Annotated in this window: 20 protein-coding genes; 10 read left to right on the top strand and 10 right to left on the bottom strand. The window is 75.1% G+C overall.

Translation table 11 applies throughout. From position 1 onward, the window contains the following. The first annotated feature begins 88 nt into the window (after positions 1 to 88). Together serA and ACTJIY_RS08300 are read left to right on the top strand one after the other, a co-directional pair. Entirely contained in the window at positions 89 to 1,288 is a 1,200-nt protein-coding gene (gene serA, locus ACTJIY_RS08295) for a phosphoglycerate dehydrogenase (protein WP_253051349.1), read from the top strand. Positions 1,289 to 1,408: 120 nt separating this feature from the next. Continuing rightward, positions 1,409 to 1,828, top strand: a complete 420-nt coding sequence (locus tag ACTJIY_RS08300; protein WP_353706722.1) for a pyridoxamine 5'-phosphate oxidase family protein — start codon at positions 1,409 to 1,411, stop codon at positions 1,826 to 1,828. Between the two features lie 93 nt (positions 1,829 to 1,921). Here ACTJIY_RS08300 and ACTJIY_RS08305 read toward each other — a convergent pair whose 3' ends face one another. After that, on the bottom strand, positions 1,922 to 2,116 hold the full coding sequence (locus tag ACTJIY_RS08305; protein WP_047233781.1) for a DUF5302 domain-containing protein: 195 nt from the start codon (positions 2,114 to 2,116) through the stop codon (positions 1,922 to 1,924). 166 nt (positions 2,117 to 2,282) lie between these two features. On the opposite strand from ACTJIY_RS08305, the gene ACTJIY_RS08310 reads away from it, so the two are divergent. Further along, complete coding sequence (locus ACTJIY_RS08310; protein ID WP_440674194.1) at positions 2,283 to 3,356, top strand: aldo/keto reductase; 1,074 nt, start codon at positions 2,283 to 2,285, stop codon at positions 3,354 to 3,356. 69 nt (positions 3,357 to 3,425) lie between these two features. On the opposite strand, the gene nrdR is transcribed toward ACTJIY_RS08310, so the two are convergent. Both nrdR and ACTJIY_RS08320 read right to left on the bottom strand, forming a co-directional pair. Further along, positions 3,426 to 3,965: a transcriptional regulator NrdR gene (gene nrdR / locus ACTJIY_RS08315; protein WP_253051346.1), complete on the bottom strand. Its 540-nt coding sequence runs from the start codon at positions 3,963 to 3,965 to the stop codon at positions 3,426 to 3,428. 428 nt (positions 3,966 to 4,393) lie between these two features. Continuing rightward, positions 4,394 to 4,756: a LysM peptidoglycan-binding domain-containing protein gene (locus ACTJIY_RS08320; protein ID WP_440674193.1), complete on the bottom strand. Its 363-nt coding sequence runs from the start codon at positions 4,754 to 4,756 to the stop codon at positions 4,394 to 4,396. A 333-nt stretch (positions 4,757 to 5,089) separates the two neighbouring features. Between ACTJIY_RS08320 and lexA the strand changes: the two genes are divergently transcribed. Further along, positions 5,090 to 5,824: a transcriptional repressor LexA gene (lexA, locus tag ACTJIY_RS08325; protein ID WP_253051344.1), complete on the top strand. Its 735-nt coding sequence runs from the start codon at positions 5,090 to 5,092 to the stop codon at positions 5,822 to 5,824. A gap of 156 nt (positions 5,825 to 5,980) precedes the next feature. On the opposite strand, the gene ACTJIY_RS08330 is transcribed toward lexA, so the two are convergent. The 3 genes from ACTJIY_RS08330 to hflX form a co-directional block, all read right to left on the bottom strand. Then, positions 5,981 to 6,991: an L-lactate dehydrogenase gene (locus ACTJIY_RS08330; RefSeq protein WP_440674192.1), complete on the bottom strand. Its 1,011-nt coding sequence runs from the start codon at positions 6,989 to 6,991 to the stop codon at positions 5,981 to 5,983. A gap of 46 nt (positions 6,992 to 7,037) precedes the next feature. Continuing rightward, a complete protein-coding gene (locus ACTJIY_RS08335; RefSeq protein ID WP_440674191.1) occupies positions 7,038 to 9,149 on the bottom strand; it encodes an ATP-dependent DNA helicase in 2,112 nt (703 codons plus the stop codon). Positions 9,150 to 9,282: 133 nt separating this feature from the next. Beyond that, complete coding sequence (hflX, locus tag ACTJIY_RS08340; RefSeq protein ID WP_253051342.1) at positions 9,283 to 10,842, bottom strand: GTPase HflX; 1,560 nt, start codon at positions 10,840 to 10,842, stop codon at positions 9,283 to 9,285. Between the two features lie 157 nt (positions 10,843 to 10,999). On the opposite strand from hflX, the gene ACTJIY_RS08345 reads away from it, so the two are divergent. Further along, positions 11,000 to 11,710: a class I SAM-dependent methyltransferase gene (locus tag ACTJIY_RS08345; RefSeq protein ID WP_440674190.1), complete on the top strand. Its 711-nt coding sequence runs from the start codon at positions 11,000 to 11,002 to the stop codon at positions 11,708 to 11,710. A 9-nt stretch (positions 11,711 to 11,719) separates the two neighbouring features. Here the strand turns inward: ACTJIY_RS08345 and dapF are convergent, their stop codons facing one another. Together dapF and miaA are read right to left on the bottom strand one after the other, a co-directional pair. Beyond that, on the bottom strand, positions 11,720 to 12,775 hold the full coding sequence (gene dapF / locus ACTJIY_RS08350) for a diaminopimelate epimerase (RefSeq protein ID WP_440674189.1): 1,056 nt from the start codon (positions 12,773 to 12,775) through the stop codon (positions 11,720 to 11,722). Continuing rightward, positions 12,772 to 13,827: a tRNA (adenosine(37)-N6)-dimethylallyltransferase MiaA gene (miaA, locus tag ACTJIY_RS08355; RefSeq protein WP_440674188.1), complete on the bottom strand. Its 1,056-nt coding sequence runs from the start codon at positions 13,825 to 13,827 to the stop codon at positions 12,772 to 12,774. The genes dapF and miaA overlap by 4 nt, the downstream gene beginning before the upstream one ends. A gap of 176 nt (positions 13,828 to 14,003) precedes the next feature. Between miaA and ACTJIY_RS08360 the strand changes: the two genes are divergently transcribed. The 3 genes from ACTJIY_RS08360 to ACTJIY_RS08370 are packed head-to-tail and all read left to right on the top strand — an operon-like array spanning position 14,004 to position 18,528. Continuing rightward, positions 14,004 to 14,501, top strand: a complete 498-nt coding sequence (locus ACTJIY_RS08360) for a YbjN domain-containing protein (RefSeq protein ID WP_253051339.1) — start codon at positions 14,004 to 14,006, stop codon at positions 14,499 to 14,501. Beyond that, the gene (locus ACTJIY_RS08365; RefSeq protein WP_440674187.1) at positions 14,498 to 16,489 is read left to right on the top strand and encodes an HSP90 family protein; all 1,992 of its coding nucleotides are present in this window, start codon (positions 14,498 to 14,500) and stop codon (positions 16,487 to 16,489) included. Before ACTJIY_RS08360 ends, ACTJIY_RS08365 begins: the two co-directional genes overlap by 4 nt. Further along, positions 16,486 to 18,528 (top strand): hypothetical protein, encoded by a 2,043-nt coding sequence (locus ACTJIY_RS08370; protein WP_440674186.1) that lies wholly within the window; start codon positions 16,486 to 16,488, stop codon positions 18,526 to 18,528. Before ACTJIY_RS08365 ends, ACTJIY_RS08370 begins: the two co-directional genes overlap by 4 nt. On the opposite strand, the gene ACTJIY_RS08375 is transcribed toward ACTJIY_RS08370, so the two are convergent. After that, positions 18,518 to 19,144: a hypothetical protein gene (locus ACTJIY_RS08375; protein ID WP_440674185.1), complete on the bottom strand. Its 627-nt coding sequence runs from the start codon at positions 19,142 to 19,144 to the stop codon at positions 18,518 to 18,520. The genes ACTJIY_RS08370 and ACTJIY_RS08375 overlap by 11 nt on opposite strands. Positions 19,145 to 19,218: 74 nt before the next feature. Between ACTJIY_RS08375 and ACTJIY_RS08380 the strand changes: the two genes are divergently transcribed. After that, on the top strand, positions 19,219 to 19,815 hold the full coding sequence (locus tag ACTJIY_RS08380) for a YbjN domain-containing protein (RefSeq protein ID WP_440674184.1): 597 nt from the start codon (positions 19,219 to 19,221) through the stop codon (positions 19,813 to 19,815). After that, positions 19,812 to 20,324 carry a YbjN domain-containing protein gene (locus tag ACTJIY_RS08385; protein ID WP_052877713.1) on the top strand — a complete coding sequence of 171 codons (513 nt, stop codon included), beginning with the start codon at positions 19,812 to 19,814 and terminating at the stop codon, positions 20,322 to 20,324. The genes ACTJIY_RS08380 and ACTJIY_RS08385 overlap by 4 nt, the downstream gene beginning before the upstream one ends. A 55-nt stretch (positions 20,325 to 20,379) precedes the next feature. Here the strand turns inward: ACTJIY_RS08385 and miaB are convergent, their stop codons facing one another. After that, positions 20,380 to 22,056 (bottom strand): tRNA (N6-isopentenyl adenosine(37)-C2)-methylthiotransferase MiaB, encoded by a 1,677-nt coding sequence (gene miaB / locus ACTJIY_RS08390; protein ID WP_440674183.1) that lies wholly within the window; start codon positions 22,054 to 22,056, stop codon positions 20,380 to 20,382. Positions 22,057 to 22,096: the final 40 nt, after the last annotated feature.

The raw sequence follows: 22,096 nt of genomic DNA on the forward strand, positions 1-22,096 counted from the left end.
CGTCCGGCCGTTCGGATCGGTCGTTCACCTCGTCCCGAGGGTCAAGACCCGTTTGGCCCGGACCATGGACCGGGCGCACCATGGGAGCGTGCTACGCGCCCTCCTCCTTGAAAACCTGCACCCTCTCGCCGCCTCGAACCTCGAGGCGGCGGGGATCGACGTCACCGTCCGCACCGGCGCCCTCGACGAGTCCGAGCTGATCGAGGCCCTCGACGGGGTCCACCTCCTCGGCATCCGGTCCAAGACGAACGTCACCGCGAACGTGCTCGAGAACGCCCCCGACCTGGTGGCGCTCGGCGCGTTCTGCATCGGCACGAACCAGATCGACCTGCGCTCCGCCGCGTCGCAGGGCGTCGCCGTGTTCAACGCCCCGTTCCAGAACACGCGCTCCGTCGTCGAGCTCGCGCTCGCCGAGATCATCGCGCTCACGCGCCGGCTCACCGAGCGCGACCGCGCGCTGCACGAGGGCCGCTGGGACAAGTCGGCGGAGGGGGCGCACGAGGTCCGCGGCCGCACGCTCGGCATCGTGGGGTACGGCAACATCGGCACCCAGCTCTCGGTCGTGGCCGAGAACCTCGGCATGTCCGTGGTCTTCTACGACACGGCGGAGAAGCTCGCGCTCGGCAACGCGCGACGCATGGACACGCTCGACGAGCTGCTGGAGCAGGCGGACGTCGTCACGCTGCACGTCGACGGCCGCCAGGGCAACGCCGGGCTGTTCGGCGCCAAGCAGTTCGCCCGCATGCGCCAGGGCTCGATCTTCCTCAACCTGTCGCGCGGGTTCGTCGTGGACTACGGCGCGCTGCGCGAGGCGATCGAGGAGGGCCGCGTCTCCGGCGCCGCCGTCGACGTGTTCCCGCACGAGCCCAAGCGCAAGGGCGACGCGTTCGACTCCGAGCTGCGCGGCCTGCCGAACGTCATCCTCACGCCGCACATCGGTGGCTCGACCGAGGAGGCGCAGGAGGCGATCGGCCAGTTCGTCTCGGCCAAGCTGCGCGACTACCTCACGACGGGCTCGACGACGCTCAGCGTCAACGTGCCGAACCTCGCGCTCGAGCAGACGACCGGGATCACGCGCATCACGCACCTGCACCGGAACACGCCGGGCGTCCTCGCGGCCGTCAACGCGACCCTCGCGGAGCACGGCACGAACATCGAGGGCCAGCTCCTCGCCACGCGTGGCGAGATCGGCTACGTCGTCACGGACGTCGGCTCGCGCGTCGAGCCCGCCGTCATCGAGGCCCTGGCCGCGATGGAGCAGACGATCGCCCTGCGCGTCCTCGACTGACGCCCACCGCGAGCGCCTTCGCCGCGTGCACCGGGTCGCCCCGGCGCACGCGGCGAAGGTCCTCGGGCGGCATGACCTTCGCCGCTGAGCGCCCCGCGCTCGGCGGTGCCACGATGAGGCATGACCGGATACACGCACGACGGGCCGCAGATCCTCGACGCCGACGCGTCGTGGGACCTCGTGGAGGGGACCCACGTCGCACGCCTCGCCGTGAGCGTGCGGGGCGAGCCGGACATCTACCCCGTCACGGTGCGGGCGCACGAGCGCACGCTCGCGTTCCGCACCGTCCCCGGGACCAAGCTCGCGACCCTGGCGACCAACGAACGCGTCGCTCTCGAGTGGGACCACGTGGACGACGACGGGGCGTGGAGCGTCGTCGCCCGCGGCACCGCGCACCGGCCGCGCAGCGAGCACGAGGTCGACGCCGTCCAGGAGGACGCCGCACCCCTCGTCCCCGTCGTGGACGTCCCGACCGAGGAATGGGTCGTCATCGAGGTCCGTGAGGTGACGGGGCGACGCTTCGCCCGATCGGAGGCCTAGCCACACTTCCCCGTCAGGGTCGCCGACGCACGTCGTCCGGCCGCCCCCGACGGGGCGACCGGACGACGACGAACGCTGAGCCGGAGGCGGCCGTCAGCCGGACTTGCGGCGGAACGTGCGCTGGACCGGCCCCACGGTCTCGGACCCGTGCACCGACCCGGTGTTGGACTCGCCGTCGGCCGTGCGGTGGCGCGCCGCGTTCTTCCGGTCGAGCGCCTCCCGGAACTTCGCCTTGGCCTCGTCGGTCGGTGCGGTGTCTGCAGCGGATCGCTGCTGGTCGGACGCCATGGCGGTCTCCTCGTCGATGGGGGAACTCGGTCGTGCACTGCGGTCGGCCCGACGGTGCGGGCACCTCGCCAGCCTCCCGCACCGCGTCGCCGGACGCCACCTGATTTGTCCGCCGGTCGGCCGGTCTCCGACGGACGGCCGGACGGTGTCGGGTAGCGTCGGCCGCGTGCCGACCGACTCCTCCGCCTCCGCCGCTCCCCCGTCCCCGGACCGGGCCCCGCTGCCGCACCGCCGTCTCGGTCGGTCCGGGCTGGCGCTGCCGGCGGTGTCGCTGGGCCTGTGGCAGAACTTCGGCGACGCCGACCCGCGGGCGACGCAGCGCGAGATCGTGCTGCACGCGGTCGACCGCGGCGTGACCCACCTCGATCTCGCGAACAACTACGGCCCGCCGGGCGGAGCGGCCGAGGAGTCCCTGGGGCACCTCCTCGCGCGCGAGCTGCGGACGGTGCGCGACGAGCTCGTCGTGACGACCAAGGCCGGCTACCGCATGGGGCCCGGCCCCTACGGCGAGGGCGGCTCGCGCAAGTACCTGCTCTCCTCGCTCGACGCCTCGCTGCGTCGCCTCGGGCTCGACCACGTCGACATCTTCTACTCCCACCGCTTCGACCCGACGACGCCGCTCGAGGAGACGGTCGGTGCGCTCGCCACCGCGGTCCGTTCGGGTCGCGCGCGGTACGCGGGCATCTCGTCCTACTCGGCGCGTCGCACCCGGGAGGCGCTCCGGGTCGCGGAGCAGGTGGGCGTCGACCTCGTCGTGACGCAGGTGTCGTACTCGATGCTCAACCGGTGGGTCGAGGAGCCCGACCCGCACGACCCCGCGGGCGCGTCCGTGCTCGACGTCGCGGGCGCCGCGGGGCTCGGGGTCGTCGCCTTCTCGCCGCTCGCCCAGGGGATGCTCACCGACCGGTACCTGCGCGGGGTTCCGGACGACTCGCGCGCGGCGCGCGGGGGGCCGCTCCGACCGGCGTTCCTCTCGGAGGCGAACCTCGACCACGTCCGCCGGCTCGACGACCTCGCCCGCGCCCACGGGCGCAGCCTCGCCACGACGGCGATCCTCTGGGCGATGCGGGACGAGCGCGTCACGTCCGTGCTGCTCGGCGCGAGCTCGACCCGGCAGCTCGACGAGAACCTCGCCGCGCTCGACGCGCCGGCGCTCTCCGCCGAGGAGCTCGCTGCCGTCGACGCGCTGCCCGCGGACACCGGCATCAACATCTGGGCGTCGCGGTCCAGCGACCTGTAGGCCCGCCGGACGCGCGCCGACGACGCGGGACCCCTGCCGGGGCCGCGACGTGCCCTCGCGCGTGCGGCCTCAGGCGTGCGGTGCGACCTCCCCGCGAACGTCCGCCCCCGGAGCGGTGCCGCTCGAGCCCTCCTCGGCCCGGGCCGCGGCCGTCTCGCGCTCCTCGCGCTCGACGCGCAGCGACGTGATCGCGCTCTCGAAGTCCTCGAGCGAGTCGAACGCCTGGTAGACGCTCGCGAAGCGCAGGTAGGCGACCTCGTCGAGCTCGCGCAGCGGCCCGAGGATCGCGAGCCCGATCTCGTACGCGTCGAGCTCGGCGCTGCCGCTCGCCCGGATGGTCTCCTCGACGCGCTGCGCGAGCACCGCGAGGTCGTCCTCGTTGACGGGTCGCCCCTGGCAGGCCTTGCGCACGCCGTTGACGATCTTCTCGCGCGAGAAGGGCTCCGTGACGCCGGAGCGCTTGACCACGGACAGGCTCGCGGTCTCGATCGTCGTGAAGCGGCGGTTGCACTCGGGGCACTGGCGGCGCCGACGGATCGACGCGCCGTCGTCCGAGGTGCGCGAGTCGACGACGCGGGAGTCCGCGTGGCGGCAGAACGGGCAGTGCATGGCGGGCTCCTCCGCGGGGTTCGCGCCGACAGGTCGGCGCGACGAACGTATGCCGTCGCGGCGGGACCGTGCAACACGCCTCCGACGCCGGCCGCTCGCGCCCGCCGCGTCGTCGGCGCGCAGACGGCTGCACCGGGGCTCGTGGACGGCAGAACGGGGGCGGCCGTGGTCGACCGCCCCCGTCGGGACGCCCCCGTCCCCATCTCGCGCGTGACTCGCCTCACGCGCGGCGACGTGCACAGGAGTCGCGGTGGACCGCGCGCTCCTCACCTCGTCCGCCCAGCCCCCCAGCCGGCGTTGTGAGGTGACACTAACTTAGGGCGACCTAAATGATGCCGCAACCCCTGCGCACCGCACGGGGACCGGTTTCGCCCGTGTCCTGCGTCACAGCGCGCTCTCGCGTCCGCACCGAGGGCGCCCAGCCGGCCTCAGGCGGACGCCGGGAGGAGGATCTTCTGGCCGGCCTGGAGGCCCGAGGACGAGAGCCCGTTGAGCTCGGCGAGCCCGCTCACGACGTCGCGCAGGTCCTCTCCCGGCGCCGCCACCCCCTGCGCGAGCTCCCACAGCGTCTCCCCCGAGCTCACGACGTGCACCCGGACCTCCACGGGCTCGCCCGGGCCGCTCGCGACGGCGACGCCCACCCGCGCGGCCAGCAGCAGGACCGCGGCGGCCAGGAGCACGAGGACCACGCGGCCCCGGCGCGTGAGCCGCAGCGGCCGCTCCTCCGCACGCCCCGTCGCCCCGCCCGCAGGGCCGAGGGGCCCGACCGTCGAGATCGCCATCGCATCCATGCCTGCTCCGTCCCGGCCCGCGGGCCCGATCGCCTTCCCCGGTCGATCGGACGCCGCGAGCCCTTCGCCTCCGCGCCGACCGGGTCGGTCGAACACGTGTACGTAGAACACCTGTACGAAGGTCTATCACGAACGACCGACAGAGTCGAGACATGCTCGAACAGGTGTTTGATTCGTGTCGCAACCTCCCCTAGCCTGGGGTCAGGTCGGTTCGCCGGACATGTCCGCTCGGACCCGGAGGGGCGACCGAGGTCCCGGAGCGCACGCCCCGGGGAGGGGAGGCCGCACGCCCGGGAGGCGTCGGCGGCCGCGACGGACGAAGGCGGAGCGACCATGGCGGGACGAGGCACGGACAGGGCACGGGGGCTCGCCGAGGTGCGGGAGCTCCCGGACGGGTCGGCGGGGGGTGACGGGCTCACGCCGCGCCAGCGCCTCGTGCTCGAGACCATCCGCGCGTGCGTCGAGCAGCGCGGCTACCCGCCGAGCATGCGAGAGATCGGCGAGGCCGTGGGCCTGACGAGCCCGTCGTCGGTGAAGCACCAGCTCACGACTCTCGAGCGCAAGGGCTTCCTGCGTCGCGACCCGAACCGCCCCCGCGCGATCGAGGTCGTCCAGCCGGACGACGCGCGCCGCGCCACCCCGCTCACGGCAGCGGGCTCCGCGCCCGAGCCCGCGTACGACGAGGCGCACCCGGCTCCGTCCTACGTCCCGGTCGTCGGCCGCATCGCCGCCGGCGGCCCGATCCTCGCGGAGCAGGTCGTCGAGGACGTCTTCCCGCTGCCTCGCCAGCTCGTCGGCGAGGGCGAGCTCTTCCTCCTGCGGGTGCAGGGCGACTCGATGGTCGACGCCGCGATCTGCGACGGCGACTGGGTCGTCGTCCGCCGCCAGCCCGTCGCGGAGAACGGCGAGATCGTCGCGGCGATGATCGACGGCGAGGCCACGGTGAAGTCCCTGCGCCGCGCGGACGGTCGCGTCTGGCTCATGCCGCACAACGCCGCGTACGACCCGATCCCTGGCGACGACGCCCAGGTCCTCGGCCGCGTCGTCTCCGTGCTGCGCAGCCTCTGAGCCGCACGGACCGTCCGTCGCCGCACCCTCCCGAGCGGTCCCTCGCGGGGCGGACGAGGCGGGCGCCGGTACCTCGAGGGCGGAAGCGCCGAGAGCCGGGTGGTCGTCGACCACCCGGCTCTCACGCCGTTCCGGACCCGCCGGCGAACCGGTCGGTCAGAGACCGAAGCGCCGGGCGACGGCGTGCAGCGACTCGGCGGACGAGCGCAGCCCGGCGAGCTCCGCGTCGGACAGCGGGACCTCGACCCGCTCGGTGGCGCCGCGCCGGTCGACGAGCGTCGGCAGCGAGAGGCACACGTCGTCGAGCCCGTACGCGCCGTCGAGCAGCGTCGAGACGGGCAGGATGCGGTGCTCGTCGTCGAGCACGGCCTCGATGATGCGCGTGCCCGCGAGCCCCACGGCGTAGTTCGTCGCCCCCTTGCCCTCGATGATCCGGTAGGCCGACTGCACGACCTCGCGCGCGATGTCGTCGCGCACGTCCGCCGTGAGCGGACCGCGACCGCCCAGGCCCGGCCACTCGAGGAGCGGGACGCCGCCGATGGTCGCCGAGCTCCACAGCGGGATCTCGCTGTCGCCGTGCTCGCCGGCGATGTACGCGTGGACGTTCTGCACCGCGACGCCGCAGTGCTGGGCCACGAGGAAGCGCAGCCGCGAGGAGTCGAGGACGGTCCCGCTGCCGAAGAGCTGCGACGGCGGCAGCCCGGAGAACTTGAGCGCCGCGTAGGTGACGATGTCGACGGGGTTGGTCACCATGACGTAGACCGCGTCCGGGGCGACCTCCACGAGACCCGGCAGGATCGTCCGCATGAGGCCGATCGTGCCCTCGGCGAGGTCGAGCCGCGTCTGGCCCGGCTTCTGCTTCGCCCCGGCCGTCACGACGACCACGTCGGCCCCCGCGCACACCGCGACGTCGTCCGACCCCTCGACCCGGGCCATCGGCATGAACTGGATGCCGTGCTGGAGGTCCGCCACCTCCGCGTCGACCTTCGCCCGGTTCACGTCCAGGAGCGCCACGGTGCGCGCGGCCCCGCGCATGAGGGCCGCGTACGCCAGGGTCGACCCGACCGCACCCGCGCCGACGATCGCCAGCTTGGTCGTCCGCGCTCCCCCTCCGGGCCCACCCGTGCTCGCGTCGCCCGTGCCCTGCGGGGACGTGCTCGTCGTCATGTCGCCTCCGTGAAGTCGCTGGAATCGTGAAGACCGCGGAAAGGACTCAGCCTAGGGCGGCGAGGCGCCGGAGCGCACCGGTGGCGACGTCGCGGTCGGTCGTCTGCCAGAACCCCGGCATGGACCGCGTGAGGAACGTGCCGTAGCGCGCGGTCACGAGACGCGGGTCGAGGACCGCGACCACGCCTCGATCCGTGGTGGACCGGACGAGCCGGCCGGCGCCCTGCGCGAGCAGGAGGGCGGCGTGCGTCGCGGAGACCTGCATGAAGCCGTTGCCGCCCGCCGCCTCGACCGCCCGCGCCCGGGCCGACTTCACCGGGTCGTCCGGACGGGGGAACGGGATCCGGTCGATGAGCACGAGCTGGCACGACGGCCCGGGCACGTCGACGCCCTGCCAGAGCGACAGCGTGCCGAACAGGCAGGTGGCCGGGTCGTCGGCGAACTCGCGCACGAGCGTCGGGAGCTGGTCGTCGCCCTGGCACAGGATCGGCACGTCGAGCCGCTCGCGCATCGCCTCCGCCGCGGCGACCGCCGCACGGCGCGACGAGAACAGGCCGAGCGTGCGCCCGCCCGCGGCCTCGACGAGGGCCGCGATCTCGTCGAGCTGGTGCTCCGTGGAGGCCTCACGGCCCGGCGTCGGGAGGGCCTTGGCGACGTAGAGGATGCCCTGCCGCGCGTAGTCGAACGGGCTGCCGACGTCGAGGCCGCGCCACCGTGGTCCGTCGGCGTCGCCGCCCTCGCCACCGCCCCCGAGCCCGAAGGTGCGCGCGACGGCGTCGAAGCTGCCGCCGAGCGCGAGCGTCGCGGACGTGAACACCCCGGTCCGCTCGGCGAGCAGGTGCGTACGGATGAGGCCCGCGACGCCCAGGGGGGCGGCGTGCAGGCGGCTCGCGCCCTCCCCGAACCGGTCGGCCGACCAGCCGCCCTCGCCGGGGCGCGAGCACCAGAGCACGTCGTGCCCGGTCGGGTCCGCGGCCATGCGCTCGGCGACCTCGAAGAGCTGCAGCATCGTCGACTGCGCCATCTTCAGCCCGGAGTCGGGCTGGGCCGGCTTGGTCACCCCGGTCTCGGGCTTGAGCGTCGAGAGGACCTCCCGCGCGGCGTCGCGCACCGCGGCGACCGCCGAGCGCGCGCCGTCGGGCAGGCCGTCGGGGAACCGCTCGGCGGGCAGCGACCCGACGACCGTCCCGAACGCCGCCGACGCCGCGTCGAGCGCGTCCGTGGTCACGCCGCCGTGCCGCCGCGCGAGGCGTGCCGCGCTCTCGATCGCCGGTACCGACAGGTCGACCGTCGCGGCCGCCGTCACGCGGTCGGCGAGCTCGTGCGCCTCGTCGACGACGAGCACGTCGTGCTCGGGCAGCACCCCGGGCGACCCCATCGCGGCGATGCCGAGCATCGCGTGGTTGGTCACGACGACGTCGGCCTCGCGGGCCGTCGCGCGCGCCTTCTCGGGGAAGCACTCCGCGAGCAGAGGGCACCGCTGGCCCAGGCACTCGAGGGCGGTGACCGAGACCTGCCGCCACGCCTTGTCGCTCACGCCGGGCACGAGGTCGTCCCGGTCCCCGGTCGACGTCTCCTCGGCCCACTCGCGCAGGCGCACGACCTGCTCGCCGAGCGCCGCGGCGCTGGTCCCGCCGCGCGCGGCGGGGTGGTCGGCGGCGCCCGCGGACTCGCCCGGCAGGTCGAACAGCGTCGGTTCGTCGGCCGGGTACCCGCCCGCGATCTTGTGGACGCACAGGTAGTTGTGCCAGCCCTTGAGGAGCGCGATGGTGACGGGGCGCGGGAGGCGGTCCGCCACGGCGTCGGCCACCAGCGGGAGGTCGCGCGTGATGACCTGGCGCTGCAGCGCGAGGGTCGCCGTCGAGACGATCACCCGCTCGTCGGTCGCCACCGCGTGCCGCACGGCCGGCACGAGGTACCCGAGCGACTTGCCCGTGCCCGTCCCCGCCTGCACCACGAGGTGCTCCGACCCCTCGATCGCGTCGGTGACCGCGCGCGCCATCGCGTGCTGGCCGTCGCGCCGCGCGCCGCCCAGCCGCGTGACGGCGACGTCGAGCAGCGCGTCGACGTCGGGCACGTCGCCTCCCGCGGTGCCGGCCGGGGTCCGCGGCCCTCCGGCGTCGACGCGGTCGGGGGCGGGTCGCGTGGAGGGGGGCACCTGCCGAGTCTACGGTCGGTCGCCCACGGGGCGGCGGCCCTGTGGACGACGGTGGCGGACACGCCGCGACCCCGTGCGGCGGGTGCCGCACGGGGTCGCGGAGAGCGTCGAGCCGGGGTCCGGCGCGGGCCGCTCAGCCCTGGGCCGAGGCTCCGACGAGCTCGGTCGCGAGCGCCTGGGCGACGCGTCCGCGCAGGAGCGTGCCCTCGGGCGTGTGCTCCTCGTGGTCGATCTCGCCCTCGGTGTGCACGCGGTGCACGAGGTCGCCGCGGTGGTAGGGCACGACGACGTCGATCTCCACGTCCGGGCGCGGGAGCTCGTGCGCGATGAGCTCGCGCAGGTGCTCGATCCCCTCGCCCGTGTGCGCCGAGACCACCACCGTGCGCCGCTCGCGCAGCCGGATCCGCGCGATCGTCTCGGGGTCCGCGACGTCCGCCTTGTTGAGCACGATCACCTCGGGCACGTCCTCCACGCCCGGGATGTCGGCCAGGACGTGGCGCACCGCGGCGATCTGCCCCTCGGGGTCGGGGTGCGAGGCGTCCACGACGTGGAGCAGCAGGTCGGCGTCGCCGACCTCCTCGAGCGTCGACCGGAACGCCTCGACGAGCTGGTGCGGCAGGGCACGCACGAACCCGACGGTGTCGGCGAGCGTGTACACGCGACCGTCCTCGGTGCGCGTGCGGCGCACCGTGGGGTCGAGCGTCGCGAACAGGGCGTTCTCGACGAGCACGCCCGCACCCGTGATGGCGTTGAGCAGGCTCGACTTGCCCGCGTTCGTGTAGCCCGCGATCGCGACGGACGGGATCGCGTGCCGCTTGCGCGACGCGCGCTTGGTCTCGCGGCCCGGGGCCATCGCCTGGATCTCCCGGCGCAGCTTGGCCATGCGGTTGCGGATGCGGCGGCGGTCCAGCTCGATCTTCGTCTCACCCGGACCACGCGAGCCCATGCCCGCGCCCGCCCCGCCGACCTGGCCACCGGCCTGCCGGGACATCGACTCGCCCCACCCGCGCAGGCGCGGGAGGAGGTACTCGAGCTGGGCTAGCTCGACCTGCGCCTTGCCCTCCCGGGACTTGGCGTGCTGGGCGAAGATGTCGAGGATCAGGGCGGTCCGGTCGATCACCTTGACCTTGACGATGTCCTCGAGCGCGCGCCGCTGGGAGGGCGCGAGCTCGCCGTCGATCACGACGGTGTCCGCGCCGCTGGCCGCCACGACGTCCGCGAGCTCCGCGGCCTTGCCGGAGCCGAGGTACGTGCCGGGGTCGGGCTTCGCGCGGCGCTGGATGACGCCGTCGAGCACCTGGGAGCCCGCCGTCTCGGCGAGGGCCGCGAGCTCGCGCAGCGAGATCTCGGCCTCCTCCGCGGACGTGGGCGCACCGTCCTCGCGCGGGTCGGAGCCGGGGCTCCACAGCCCGACGAGCACGACCTTCTCGAGGCGCAGCTGCCGGTACTCGACCTCGGTGACGTCCTCGAGCTCGGTCGACAGACCGACCACGCGGCGCAGCGCGCTGCGCTCCTCGAGCTCGAGCTGCTCGCCGTCGTGCCGTGCGTGGACCGTGCCGCCCTCGGCGCGCGCCGTCCCGGCCCGAGCGAGCACCCGCGCCACGACGTCGCTCGCGATGTCCCGCGTCGCGCCGGTCGGCTCGTCCTGAGCCGGGGTGGGGTTCGCCGGTGTGTTAGCCGGGGTAGCGCTCATGTGCCGCCTTTCGTCGGGGAGGGGCGCGCGTGCGCCCGGTTGGCACAACAAGCGTGGCACGGGAAATCGTCCCGGGGCCAGCGGATAAGCGGGTGAGGCCGCGCGGACGCGCCCGGCCGCCCTCGTCCGCGCGCCCGCCCGCGTAGGATCGGCCGACGTGACCGAGGACCAGGACCCCGCCGTCGACCCCGCGCACGACGGCACGCAGGACCACTACTTCACCGCGAAGCCGGCGTCCGCCGCCGAGCGCCGCACGATCTCCGTGCGGCTCGCGGGCCGGGACGTCGAGGTCGAGGTCGCGTCCGGCGTCTTCTCCCCCGGCCGCCTCGACCTCGGCACGCAGGTCCTGCTGCGCACCACCCCACCGCTCGACGACGTCGTGGCGGCCCGGTCCGCCCGCGCGGACGACGGGTCCGACGGCGACGCGGCGCACGTCCTCGACCTCGGCTGCGGCTGGGGCCCGGTCGCCCTGACGATGGCCCTGGAGGCCCCGGCCGCGACCGTGTGGGCCGTCGACGTCAACGAGCGCGCGCTCGATCTCGTGCGGCGCAACGCGGAGCGGCTCGGCCTGTCGAACGTCCGCGCGGTCGTCCCCGACGACGTGCCCGACGACGTCGCGTTCGCCGCGCTGTGGTCGAACCCGCCGATCCGCGTCGGCAAGGACGTCCTCCACGCGATGCTGCTGCACTGGCTCCCGCGCCTCGCGCCGGGCGCGAGCGCGCACCTCGTCGTGCAGCGCAACCTCGGGTCGGACTCGCTCCAGCGGTGGCTCGCCGAGGCGCTGCCGCCCCTGCTGCCGGGCGCGGTCGTCGAGCGCGCCGCGAGCGCGAAGGGCTTCCGGGTGCTGGAGGTCGTGGCCCCGGCCTGAGCCCGGCGGTCAGGCGGAGGCGCGGTCCGTCCCGGCCGTCTCGGGCGCGCGACCGTCCGCGGGCGCAGGCACCTCGACGGCGGCGGGCTCGTCAGGTCCGGGCGACGTCTCGCCGTCGGCGGCGCGCTCGGGCGCCGGCGCGGCCGGTGCCGGCAGGAACGACGCGAGGTCGACCTCGCCCGAGTAGACGAGCTCGGCGGGCCCGGCGAGCTCGACGCGGTCGCCCTCGAGCGCCCGGACGCGGACCGTCCCGCCCGGGACGTCGACGAGCCAGGTGTCCGGCGCGTCCGGACCGCCCCAGACGCGGACCGCGAGCGCCGCGGCGCACGCACCCGTGCCGCACGACGGCGTCTCCCCGACGCCGCGCTCGTGCACGCGCATGCGGACGCGCCCGACGAGCGTGCCGTCGTCGGCCGTCGTCTCGCCCAGCGGCACCACGAGCTCGACGTTGGTGCCGTGCGCCGGGTGCGGCTCGACGACCGGCGCCTGGGTGAGGTCCGCGCGCGCCAGCACGTCCTCGCGCGCGACGGCGAGGACCGTGTGCGGGTTGCCCAGGTCGACGCTCAGCGCGGGGCGCGGGACCTCCCAGCCACGGACGACGACGGTCGCGTCGTACCCGTCGTGCAGCGCGGGCCGCCCGCCCGGGAGGAACCACGGGCCCATGTCGACCGCGAACCAGCCGTCGTCCTCCTTGCGCACGCGCTTGACGCCCGCGCGCGTCCCGACGGGGACCTCGGTCCCGCCCGCGAAGCTCACGAGGCCGAGCCGCTCGGCGAACGCGGCGAACACGCGCACGCCGTTGCCGCACATCTCGGCGACGGAGCCGTCGGCGTTGCGGTAGTCCATGAACCAGATGGCGTGCGGGTCCTCCGCGAGCACCTCGCGCGACTCCGGCACGAGCGCCGTCGGGACGAGGCGGATGACGCCGTCGCCGCCGATCCCGCCGCGGCGGTCCGCGAGCGCGCGCACGAGCTCGGGCGTGAGGTCGAGCTCGCCCGTCGTGTCCGCGAGCAGCACGAAGTCGTTGCGGGTCCCGTGGCCCTTGGTGAAGCGGGTGCGCGTCATGAGCCCAGACTACGGCGCACCGGGGCGGCGCTGTCCGCTTCGTCCGCCTCCGTGGCCGCGCCCCGGCCGGGTGCGGCGGCGTGCTCGTCGGCCGCGGCGACGAGGGCGAGGGCGTCCTGGACACGGGTCGGGGACTGCGCGTCGAGCCAGTGCACGCGAGGGTCCCGCCCGAACCAGCCCATCTGCTTGCGCGCGAGGCGGCGCGTGTTGGCGGTGACCGCCTCGCGCGCGGCCTCCTCCGTCGTCTCCCCGTGGAGCGCGGACAGCACCTCGGCGTACCCGACGGCGCGGCGCGCCGTGCGCCCCATGCCCCGCGCCTCGACCCGACGGACCTCGTCGACGAGCCCTTGCGCCCACATCCGCTCGACGCGGCCCGCGACGCGCGCGTCCAGCACCGTCCGGTCGCAGTCGAGGCCGAGCTGGACGGTCGGGCGCACGAAGGCCTGCCGCGGGAGGTTCGCCGTGAACGGCGCCCCGGTGAGCTCCATGACCTCCAGGGCGCGCACGATCCGCCGCGTGTTGGCAGGGCCGATGCTCGCGGCGGCCGCCGGGTCGCGCCGGGCGAGCTCGTCGTGCAGCGCGCGCGTCCCCTCCCTCTCGGCGCGCGCCTCGAGCGCCGCGCGCACGGCGGGGTCGGTGCCGGGGAACCGCATGTCGTCGAGGAGGGCGCGCACGTAGAGTCCCGACCCCCCGACGACGACGGCGCGCGCCCCGCGTGCGGCGATCTCGTCGAGCGCCCGACGCGCGTGCTCCTGGTAGCGCGCGACCGACGCGTCCTCGACGGGGTCGAGCACGTCGAGGAGGTGGTGGCGCACCCCGCGGCGCTCGTCGACGGGGACCTTCGCGGTGCCGACGTCCATGCCGCGGTAGAGCTGGTACGCGTCGGCGTTGACGATCTCCGCCGCCGCGCCGGGCACGGACAGCCGCTCGGCCAGGTCGAGGGCGAGGTCCGACTTGCCCGTCGCGGTCGGTCCCACGACGGCGACGACGACGCGACGGCCGTGCGGGTCGTCGCGGTGCTGCGCGCCGGTCGGGTCGTGCTCGGTTTTCACCCGCGCAACGGTACCGGCCGGGTGGTCCGAGCCTGGGTCGTGTGGGCGGTGATGCGTAGTGTGTCCGGTGGACGGTCCGCCTGCTCGCGGGCCCGCCACCGACCCCGTCGCGTGCCCCGACCCGCCCTCTCGCGGGTGGCGCACGGACGCACACACCGACGACAAGGACTCGAGACATGGGTTTCTTCACCAAGCCGGACGCCGCCCCGACCAGCCAGAACGCGCCGGTCACGCGCGAGCGGGTCGAGGCGTTCCTCAAGAGCCGCGACTGGCGGTACTTCGTCGACTCCGACGGGGACCTCGGCGGCAACTGGGACGGCAAGGTGTTCTTCTTCTTCCTCATGGGCGAGAAGCAGGAGATCCTGCAGGTCCGCGGCCGGTGGAACCGGACGCTGCCCGCGGCCGCCGAGGCGCAGGTCGTGCTCGTCGCCAACGAGTTCAACCGCGACAAGATCTGGCCCAAGGTCTACACGCGCGTCGAGGACGACCAGGTCGCCGTGTACACGGAGGTCGCCACGGACCTCGAGTTCGGCGTCGCCGACGACCAGCTCGGCCAGCTCGTCGAGTGCGGCCTGTTCACGGGCCTGCAGTTCTTCGACGCGCTCGACGAGCGCTTCCCCGACACCGCGGCGCAGGCCGTCGTCACCGACGGCGCCGACGTCGACGCGCGGTGAGCGCGGCGCACGAGCGCACCGACGGCGGGGGCTCCCCGCACGGCACGGCCCCGGGCGGGGAGGCGACGGCGGCGTTCCAGGTCGACCTGCGCGGCGTCGTCGACCTCCTCGCCCGGCACCTGTACTCCAGCCCGCGCGTCTACCTGCGCGAGCTCCTGCAGAACGGGGTCGACGCGATCACGGCGCGGGTCGCGCTGGAGGGCCCGGAGGCGCCGAGCCGCATCCTGCTGCGCCCGCTCGCGGACGGCGGTCTCGAGGTGCACGACTCGGGAGTGGGCCTGACCCGCGACGAGGCGCAGGAGCTGCTCGCGACCATCGGGCGCAGCTCCAAGCGCGACGTCGAGCTGGGCTCGGGCCGCGAGGAGTTCCTGGGCCAGTTCGGCATCGGGCTGCTCTCGGCGTTCATGGTCGCGGACGAGATCGAGCTCGTCTCGCGCTCGGCCCGCCCGGACCCGTCGGGCGCGCCGGTCGCGCCGGTGCGCTGGCGGGGCCGCGCGGACGGGCGGTACGAGCTCGTCGAGCTGGGCCCGGACGACCCGGACGCCCCCGTGGAACCCGGGAGCGTCGTGCGCCTGCGCCCGCGCCGGGACACCGAGCACTGGCTCGCTCCCGAGACCGTGGTCGCGCTCGCGCAGGACTTCGGCTCGCTCCTGCCCGTCGAGCTGCTCGTCGAGACGCGCCTCGACGAGGCGCCGGGCGGCGCGGACGCGGTCGGTGCGGACGCGCGCGTCGTGCTGCGCCGGCTGAGCGGCGACGAGCTCCCGTGGCGCGCCGCGCACCCGACGCCCGCGGCGCGCGACGCGGCGCTCACGGGCTACGCCGAGCGGACGCTCGGCTTCGCTCCGCTCGCCCGGATCGACCTCGACCTGCCCCTCGCGGGGCTGTCCGGCGTCGCGTACGTGCTGCCCGCGGCGGTCGCGCCGACGACCACGGCGCGGCACCGGGTCTACCTCAAGCGCATGCTGCTCGGCAGCGCGGTCGACGACCTGCTGCCCCCGTGGGCGTTCTTCGTCCGGTGCGTCCTCGACGCGTCCGTGCTGCGTCCGACCGCGTCGCGCGAGGGCCTGTACGAGGACGAGGTCCTGCTCGCGACCCGGGACGCGCTCGGCGCGCAGGTCCGCCGGTGGCTGCTCGAGACGCTCGCGGCGGACACCGTCCTCGCGCGACGCTTCCTGGAGACCCACCACCTCGCGGTCCGGGCGCTCGCGCTCACCGACGACGAGATGCTCGACGTCGCGGCGCGCGTGCTGCCGTTCGAGACGACCGCCGGGACCGGGACGCTCGCCGACCTCGCGGAGGCCCACCCGGAGGGCCGCCTGCTCTACACCTCGAGCGTCGAGGAGTTCCGCCGCATCGCCCCGGTCGCGGCCGCGCAGGGCCTCGCCGTCGTCAACGGCGGGTACGTCTACGACGCGGACCTGCTCGAGCGCGTCGCCGCACGGTTCCCGCGGTGGCGGTTGTCGCCGGTCGCCGCGACCGACGTGGCGCACGTCCTCGCCGAGGTCGAGCCGCTGCGCGAGCTCGAGGTGGCGGACGCGCTGGCGTCGGTCGACGCCGCTCTCGCCGAGCAGGACTGCGACGTGGTGCTGCGCCGGTACGAGCCCGACGCCCTGCCGGCGATGCTGCTGCACGACCGTGACGGCGACCACGCGCGCGAGGCGGCCCGGGTGGCCGAGACCGACGACCTCTGGGGCGAGATCCTCGCGGGGATCAGCGGACCGGCCCGACCGCGCCGGCTCGTCCTGAACGACGCCAACGACACCGTGCGCGACCTGCTCGCGAGCCCCGACGCCGAGGTCCGTGCCGCCGGCGCGCGGTCCTTGTACGTCACGGCGGTGCTGGCCTCGGGAAAGCCGCTGCAGCCGGTCGAGGCCGCGCTCATGAACGACTCGTTGTCGCTCCTGCTGGCCCGCGCCCTCGCGACCCCCCGCCCCGACCAGCACACCGACCCGCACATCGACCCGCACACCGACGAGGAGAACCGATGACCCGGTCCGTGGACCAGGTGAACGCCGCCCTGTACGACGTCCGCCGCATGCCCTACGGCCTCGCGCGCTCCACGGCCGCCGCGGCCGAGGTGGAGCGCGTGGAGGCCGAGGGGCCGGACGGGGCGCGCGCGTACGCGCTCTTCGTCCTCGTCGAGTCCTTCGTCTGGGGCGGCGAGGTCACCAAGGCCTACCTGCCGTTCACCAAGATGCTCCGCTGGTGGGACGAGCACCCCGAGCACTTCGACGCCGAGGACGCGCACTCGCTCTTCTGGTCGTTCAAGTGGATGGTCGGGCACCTCATGGAGTTCCCCACGGTCCCCGCCGCGCAGATCGAGCGCACGCTCGACGACATGGCGCGGCGCTACGCGCTCGCCGGGAACGGCACGAACGCCGTCGCGCTGGAGCGCTTCGAGTGGGCCCGCGAGCGCGGCGGCGCGGACGTCGAGGACGCCTATCGCGCGTGGGTCGCGACCCCGCGGGACGAGTACTCCCAGTGCGAGGCGTGCGAGCCGGGCGACCGCGCCGCGTACCTCTTCGAGACGGGTCGCCACGAGGAGGGCATCCGGCTCCTCGAGCAGGTGCTCCAGGGGTCGCCCTCGTGCGCCACGGAGCCCGGCGACATGCTCTCCCACCTGCAGCTCGCGTACCTGGAGGTCGGCGACGCGGAGGCGGCCGCCCGTACGCACCGGCGCGGGGTGCGGCACCTCGACACCGGCGTGTCGATGACGGGGCCGAAGGGCCGGCACGTCGAGTTCCTCGCGCGCACGGGCAACGCGTCGCGCGCGCTGCGCCTGCTCGCCGAGCACCAGACGTTCCTCACCGAGGCCGACTCGCCGGGCGACCGGCTCGGCTTCCTCACGAGCGTGAGCGTCGCGACGGGCGTGCTGCGGGCCGAGCACGCGGACGCGCCGCTCGCCCTGCGCGACGTGCCGGCGACGACCGTCGCGGAGCTCGACGACTGGGCGCGTCGCGAGGCCACCGGGCTCGCGCGCGCGTTCGACGAGCGCAACGGCACGACCGCCGCGTCGGAGCGGCTCCGCGCCGCGTGGGACCACGGGACCCGCTCCCTGCCCGTGGACCTCTCGGTCCTGTCGGCCGCACCGGAGCCCGTGGTCGGTGCTCCGGCCGGACAGACCGTCGGCGGCGCCGACGTGGCGGACGACCGGGCGGCGGTGCTCTCGTCGGACGGCCCGGCCCCGTCGCCCACCGGAGACGTCCCGGGCGCGGACCTCGTGCGCACCGCGCTCGGCGCGGACGACGCCGGGCACGCCACGGACGAGCCCACCGACGCCGAGGGACTTCTCCGGCTCGCCGACGAGGTCACGCGCGAGGACCCGGTGCGCGCCGCGCAGCTCCTGCGGCGCGCGTCGGCGCTGCTGGAGGCGGCGGGCCACCTCGATCGGGCAGGGTTCGCGCTCGCCGAGGCCGCGCAGCTCGCGGCCGTCGAGGGCGACGACGAGGGTGCCGCCCCGGCGTTCGTGCACGCGCTCGCGCTGGTGCGCGCCGGCGGTGTCGCGCCCCGGTTCGTCGGGCCGGTCGTGCGTGCGTACGCGCGGCTGGAAGCCGGGCGCGGCGACGTGACCGGCGCGCTCGCGCAGCTCCAGCGCACGCTGGACGACCTCGACGCGCCGGGCCCGGACGCCTCCGAGCAGGCTCCGCGCGCGGCCGACCTCGTCGAACGGGACTCCGCGGCCGACGAGCGGGAGCGCCGCGACCTGCGGGACACCCGTGCCCGGCTGCTGGCGACCGCGGGAGAGCTCGACGCCGCGGCCACGCTCGCCGAGGCGGTGGCCGAGGAGTTCGCCCGCGCCGGCCAGGTCGCCGACGCCGCGCACGCGTTCTGGCTCGCGGGTCGCTCGCGGAGCGAGGCCGGCGCGGACGCGGACGCCGTCGACCTCCTCGAGTCCGCGATGGAGGGCTTCGCGATCGTCCACGACCGCGACGCGCGGACGATGGTCGCGAACGAGCTCGTCGCGACGCTGCGGCGTCTCGGGCGCGAGCAGGACGCCGCCGCCGTCGGGGCGGGGCTCAGCGGCTGACGGACCTGGCCGGCCCCGGCGCGGCGAGGGCGCCGTCGTCGTACCAGCGCACCTCGTAGCCGCGCCCCTCGTACTCCCCGGTCGTCACGTGGCGGTGGCCGGTGCCGGGCGTCGCGCCGAAGCCGGCGAGCACGGCGTCCGGTGCCGCGCTCCGCGGGTCGTGCACGACGACGAGCCGCGCTCCCTGCCGCGCGAGGTCGGCGCCGAGCGCGTGCGCGGCGGCCGGGTCGTCGTCGAGCTCGACGACGTCGGCGGGCCCCGTCCAGCCGGCGCCGGCGAGGGCGAGGAGCCCGACCGACGCAGCCGTCCCCGCCACGGCGGAGCCCGGCCCGTCCGCACGGGTAGCGACGGCCCACGCGGTGTCGAGCCAGGCGTCCGCGACGCCCGCCGCCGCGAGCGACGCCCGTGCCGGTCCGCGCGTCCGCGCGGTTCCCGGCGCCACGACGACCACGGAGGCTGGGGTGGACGGGTCCCGCCGCAGAGGCGGGACGCCGTCCACCAGTCGACCCAGCGCCAGGAGCGCCGCGGTGCGCGTGGCGTCGAGCACCGAGGCGGCGCCCGCCGCGCCGGGGACGAGGAGCGGGGTGCCGGGCAGGACGACGGCGCGGACGGTCACGCGCCCACCGTAGCGGTCGTCGCGACGACGTCGGCGATGCGACGTCCGGGGGCGTGCGCGAGTACGGTGGGTGGGTGAGGTTCTTCGGGGCGCGGGACGACGACGACCGGCGGGACGGTGATCCCGGCGGGGCTCCGGACGGCGGCGGTGTGCCCGGCCGCTCCGGGGACGAGCTGCAGTCGCAGGTCGAGGACCTCCTGGCGCGCGAGCTGGGTCAGGTCGCGACGGACGTGCTGCGTCCCCCGACTCCCCTGTCCCTCTCGCGGGTCGTCGAGTGGATCACCGACAGCGGCTACAGCTACTTCGTCGACTCCGACGGCGACGTGGGCGGGCTGTGGCACGGACGGCTGTTCTACTTCCTGCTCTTCGGCCACGGCGACGAGATCCTGCAGGTCCGCGGTCAGTGGAACCGTGACCTCGCCCTCGAGCGGCTGGAGGAGATCCTCGAGTTCTGCAACGAGTGGAACGCGGACCGGATCTGGCCCAAGACGTACACGCGCGTGCGCGACAACGGGATGATCCAGGTCTTCACCGAGGTGACCGTGGACCTCGAGCACGGCGTGACGGACGACCAGCTCGACCAGCTCCTCCAGTGCGGGCTGAGCACCGGGTCGATGTTCTTCGACGCGCTCGACGAGTTCTACCCCGACCCGGCGAGGCAGGCGCCATGACGCAGGCCCGTACCAACTGGTTCACGCGTCTGTTCGGCAACCGCCGCCCCAAGGCGCCCGACTCGCTCCCGCGCGAGGAGGAGCTGCCGCGCGCGCTGTCGATGGCGCGCATCGGCGACCACCTCACCCGTCGCGGCTACCACTTCCGCGTGGACGACGACGGGGACATCACCGGGACGTGGGACGGGCACCGCTTCTGGTTCCTGCTGCTCGGCGACCGCTCCGAGATCCTCCAGGTGCGGGGGCGCTGGTCGACGTCGCTCCCCCTCGAGTCCCGGCTCGTGACGCTGCAGGCCGTGAACGACTGGAACCGCGAGCGCATCTGGCCCAAGGTCTACGTCCGCGAGGAGGCGGGCCGGCTCGCGCTCTACGCCGAGGTCTCCGTGGACCTCGAGCACGGCGCGACGGACGACCAGCTCGCCCAGACCGTCTCGTGCGGTCTCGGCACCGCCGTACAGCTCTTCCACGCCATCGGCGCGCAGCTCCCCCCGGGGACGCTCGACGACTGACGCCGGTCAGGACGTCCCGGCGCGAGCGGCCGGTTCCGCCGGTGGGGTTCGCTGCTCAGGCGCGGACCGTGGGGAGGCCGAGGACGACGGGACCGGACGCGGCGCCACCGCCGTGACCGTGCCCGTGGTCGTCGTCGCCACCGCCGAGACGGGCGCGCTCGCGCGTCGCCCACGCGTCGCCGGACCGGGTGCGACGCACCGCGAACGTGCCGCCGTCCGCGAGCGCCGAGTCGGCGATGAGGTGGTGCGGCGCGGAGCGTGTGACCTCGACCGTGACGACGTCGCCGGGCCGTGGCAGGCGGCCGTCGAGGTCGTCCGCGAGGCGCGGGTCGACGGACCCGGGCGTTCCCGCGCCGGCGGACGCGGCGTCGTCGGGCACCCCGGGCACGACGTCTTCGGGGAGCGCGAGGTGCACGAGCCGGTTGTCGGGGGCGCGGCCGGTCACGCGGTGCGTCGCGCCGTCCTTGCGTCCCGCGCCCTCACCCACGAGCACGTCGATCGTCCGGCCGACCTGACGGGCCGACTCCTCGCCCGCGATGCGCTCCTGGAGCGCCTGGAGCCGCTCGAACCGCTCCTGCACGACCTCCTTGGGGAGCTGCTCGTCCATGGTCGCGGCGGGCGTGCCCGGGCGGGGCGAGTACTGGAACATGAAGGCCGAGGAGAAGCGCGAGGCCTCGACGACGCGCATCGTCTCCGCGAAGTCCTCCTCGGTCTCGCCCGGGAAGCCCACGATGATGTCGGTGGTGATCGCGGCGTCGGGCATGACCGCCCGCACCCGGTCGAGGATCCCGAGGAACCGCTCGGAGCGGTAGGAGCGGCGCATCGCGCGCAGGATCCGGTCGGAGCCCGACTGGAGCGGCATGTGGAGCTGGGGCATGACGTTCGGCGTCTCGGCCATGGCCGCGATGACGTCGTCGGTGAACGCAGCCGGGTGCGGCGACGTGAACCGGACGCGCTCGAGGCCGTCGATCGTCCCGCACGCGCGCAGGAGCTTGGCGAACGCGCCGCGGTCGCCGAACTCGACGCCGTAGCTGTTGACGTTCTGGCCGAGCAGGGTGACCTCGATGGCTCCGGCCTCGACGAGCGCCCCGACCTCGGCGAGGACCTCGCCCGGGCGCCGGTCGCGCTCCTTGCCGCGCAGGTGGGGGACGATGCAGAACGTGCACGTGTTGTTGCAGCCGACGCTGATCGACACCCAGCCCGCGTAGACCGACTCCCGCTTGGTCGGCAGCGTGGACGGGAACACCTGCAGCGACTCGGCGATCTCGACCTGGGCCGCCTCGTTGTGGCGCGCCCGCTCGAGCAGCACGGGCAGCGCGTCGAGGTTGTGCGTGCCGAAGACGACGTCGACCCACGGCGCCTTCTCGACGATCGTGCCGCGGTCCTTCTGGGCGAGGCAGCCGCCCACGGCGATCTGCATCCCGGGCCGCGCGGCCTTCACCGAGGCGAGCTGGCCGAGGTTCCCGTAGAGACGCGTCGCGGCGTTCTCCCGGACGGCGCACGTGTTGATGACGACGACGTCGGCGCGGTTCGCGGCCTCGTCGTCCGCGCTCGCGCGCGTGTAGCCCGCCTCCTCCAGCATCCCGGCCATGTGCTCGGAGTCGTGGACGTTCATCTGGCAGCCGAGCGTGCGGACGACGTAGGTGCGCGGGCGCGCGTCGTCGGCCGACGCGGCGGGGACGGCGCGAGGCGCGAGTGCGGCCGGGACGGGGGCGGGGGCGATCGTGGACATCACCGTCCAGGGTACGGCGCCGGGTGCCGTGTTACGGAAC

It is taken from the genome of Cellulosimicrobium sp. 22598 (assembly GCF_052044445.1).
GTDB lineage: Bacteria > Actinomycetota > Actinomycetes > Actinomycetales > Cellulomonadaceae > Cellulosimicrobium > Cellulosimicrobium cellulans_G.

Coding starts and splice junctions, on each gene's coding strand:
- ACTJIY_RS08300 (WP_353706722.1), top strand. CDS start 1,409: ATGACCGGATACACGCACGACGGGCCGCAGATCCTCGACGCCGACGCG.
- ACTJIY_RS08305 (WP_047233781.1), bottom strand. CDS start 2,116: ATGGCGTCCGACCAGCAGCGATCCGCTGCAGACACCGCACCGACCGAC.
- nrdR (WP_253051346.1), bottom strand. CDS start 3,965: ATGCACTGCCCGTTCTGCCGCCACGCGGACTCCCGCGTCGTCGACTCG.
- ACTJIY_RS08320 (WP_440674193.1), bottom strand. CDS start 4,756: ATGGATGCGATGGCGATCTCGACGGTCGGGCCCCTCGGCCCTGCGGGC.
- lexA (WP_253051344.1), top strand. CDS start 5,090: ATGGCGGGACGAGGCACGGACAGGGCACGGGGGCTCGCCGAGGTGCGG.
- ACTJIY_RS08330 (WP_440674192.1), bottom strand. CDS start 6,991: ATGACGACGAGCACGTCCCCGCAGGGCACGGGCGACGCGAGCACGGGT.
- hflX (WP_253051342.1), bottom strand. CDS start 10,842: ATGAGCGCTACCCCGGCTAACACACCGGCGAACCCCACCCCGGCTCAG.
- dapF (WP_440674189.1), bottom strand. CDS start 12,775: ATGACGCGCACCCGCTTCACCAAGGGCCACGGGACCCGCAACGACTTC.
- ACTJIY_RS08360 (WP_253051339.1), top strand. CDS start 14,004: ATGGGTTTCTTCACCAAGCCGGACGCCGCCCCGACCAGCCAGAACGCG.
- ACTJIY_RS08370 (WP_440674186.1), top strand. CDS start 16,486: ATGACCCGGTCCGTGGACCAGGTGAACGCCGCCCTGTACGACGTCCGC.
- ACTJIY_RS08385 (WP_052877713.1), top strand. CDS start 19,812: ATGACGCAGGCCCGTACCAACTGGTTCACGCGTCTGTTCGGCAACCGC.
- miaB (WP_440674183.1), bottom strand. CDS start 22,056: ATGTCCACGATCGCCCCCGCCCCCGTCCCGGCCGCACTCGCGCCTCGC.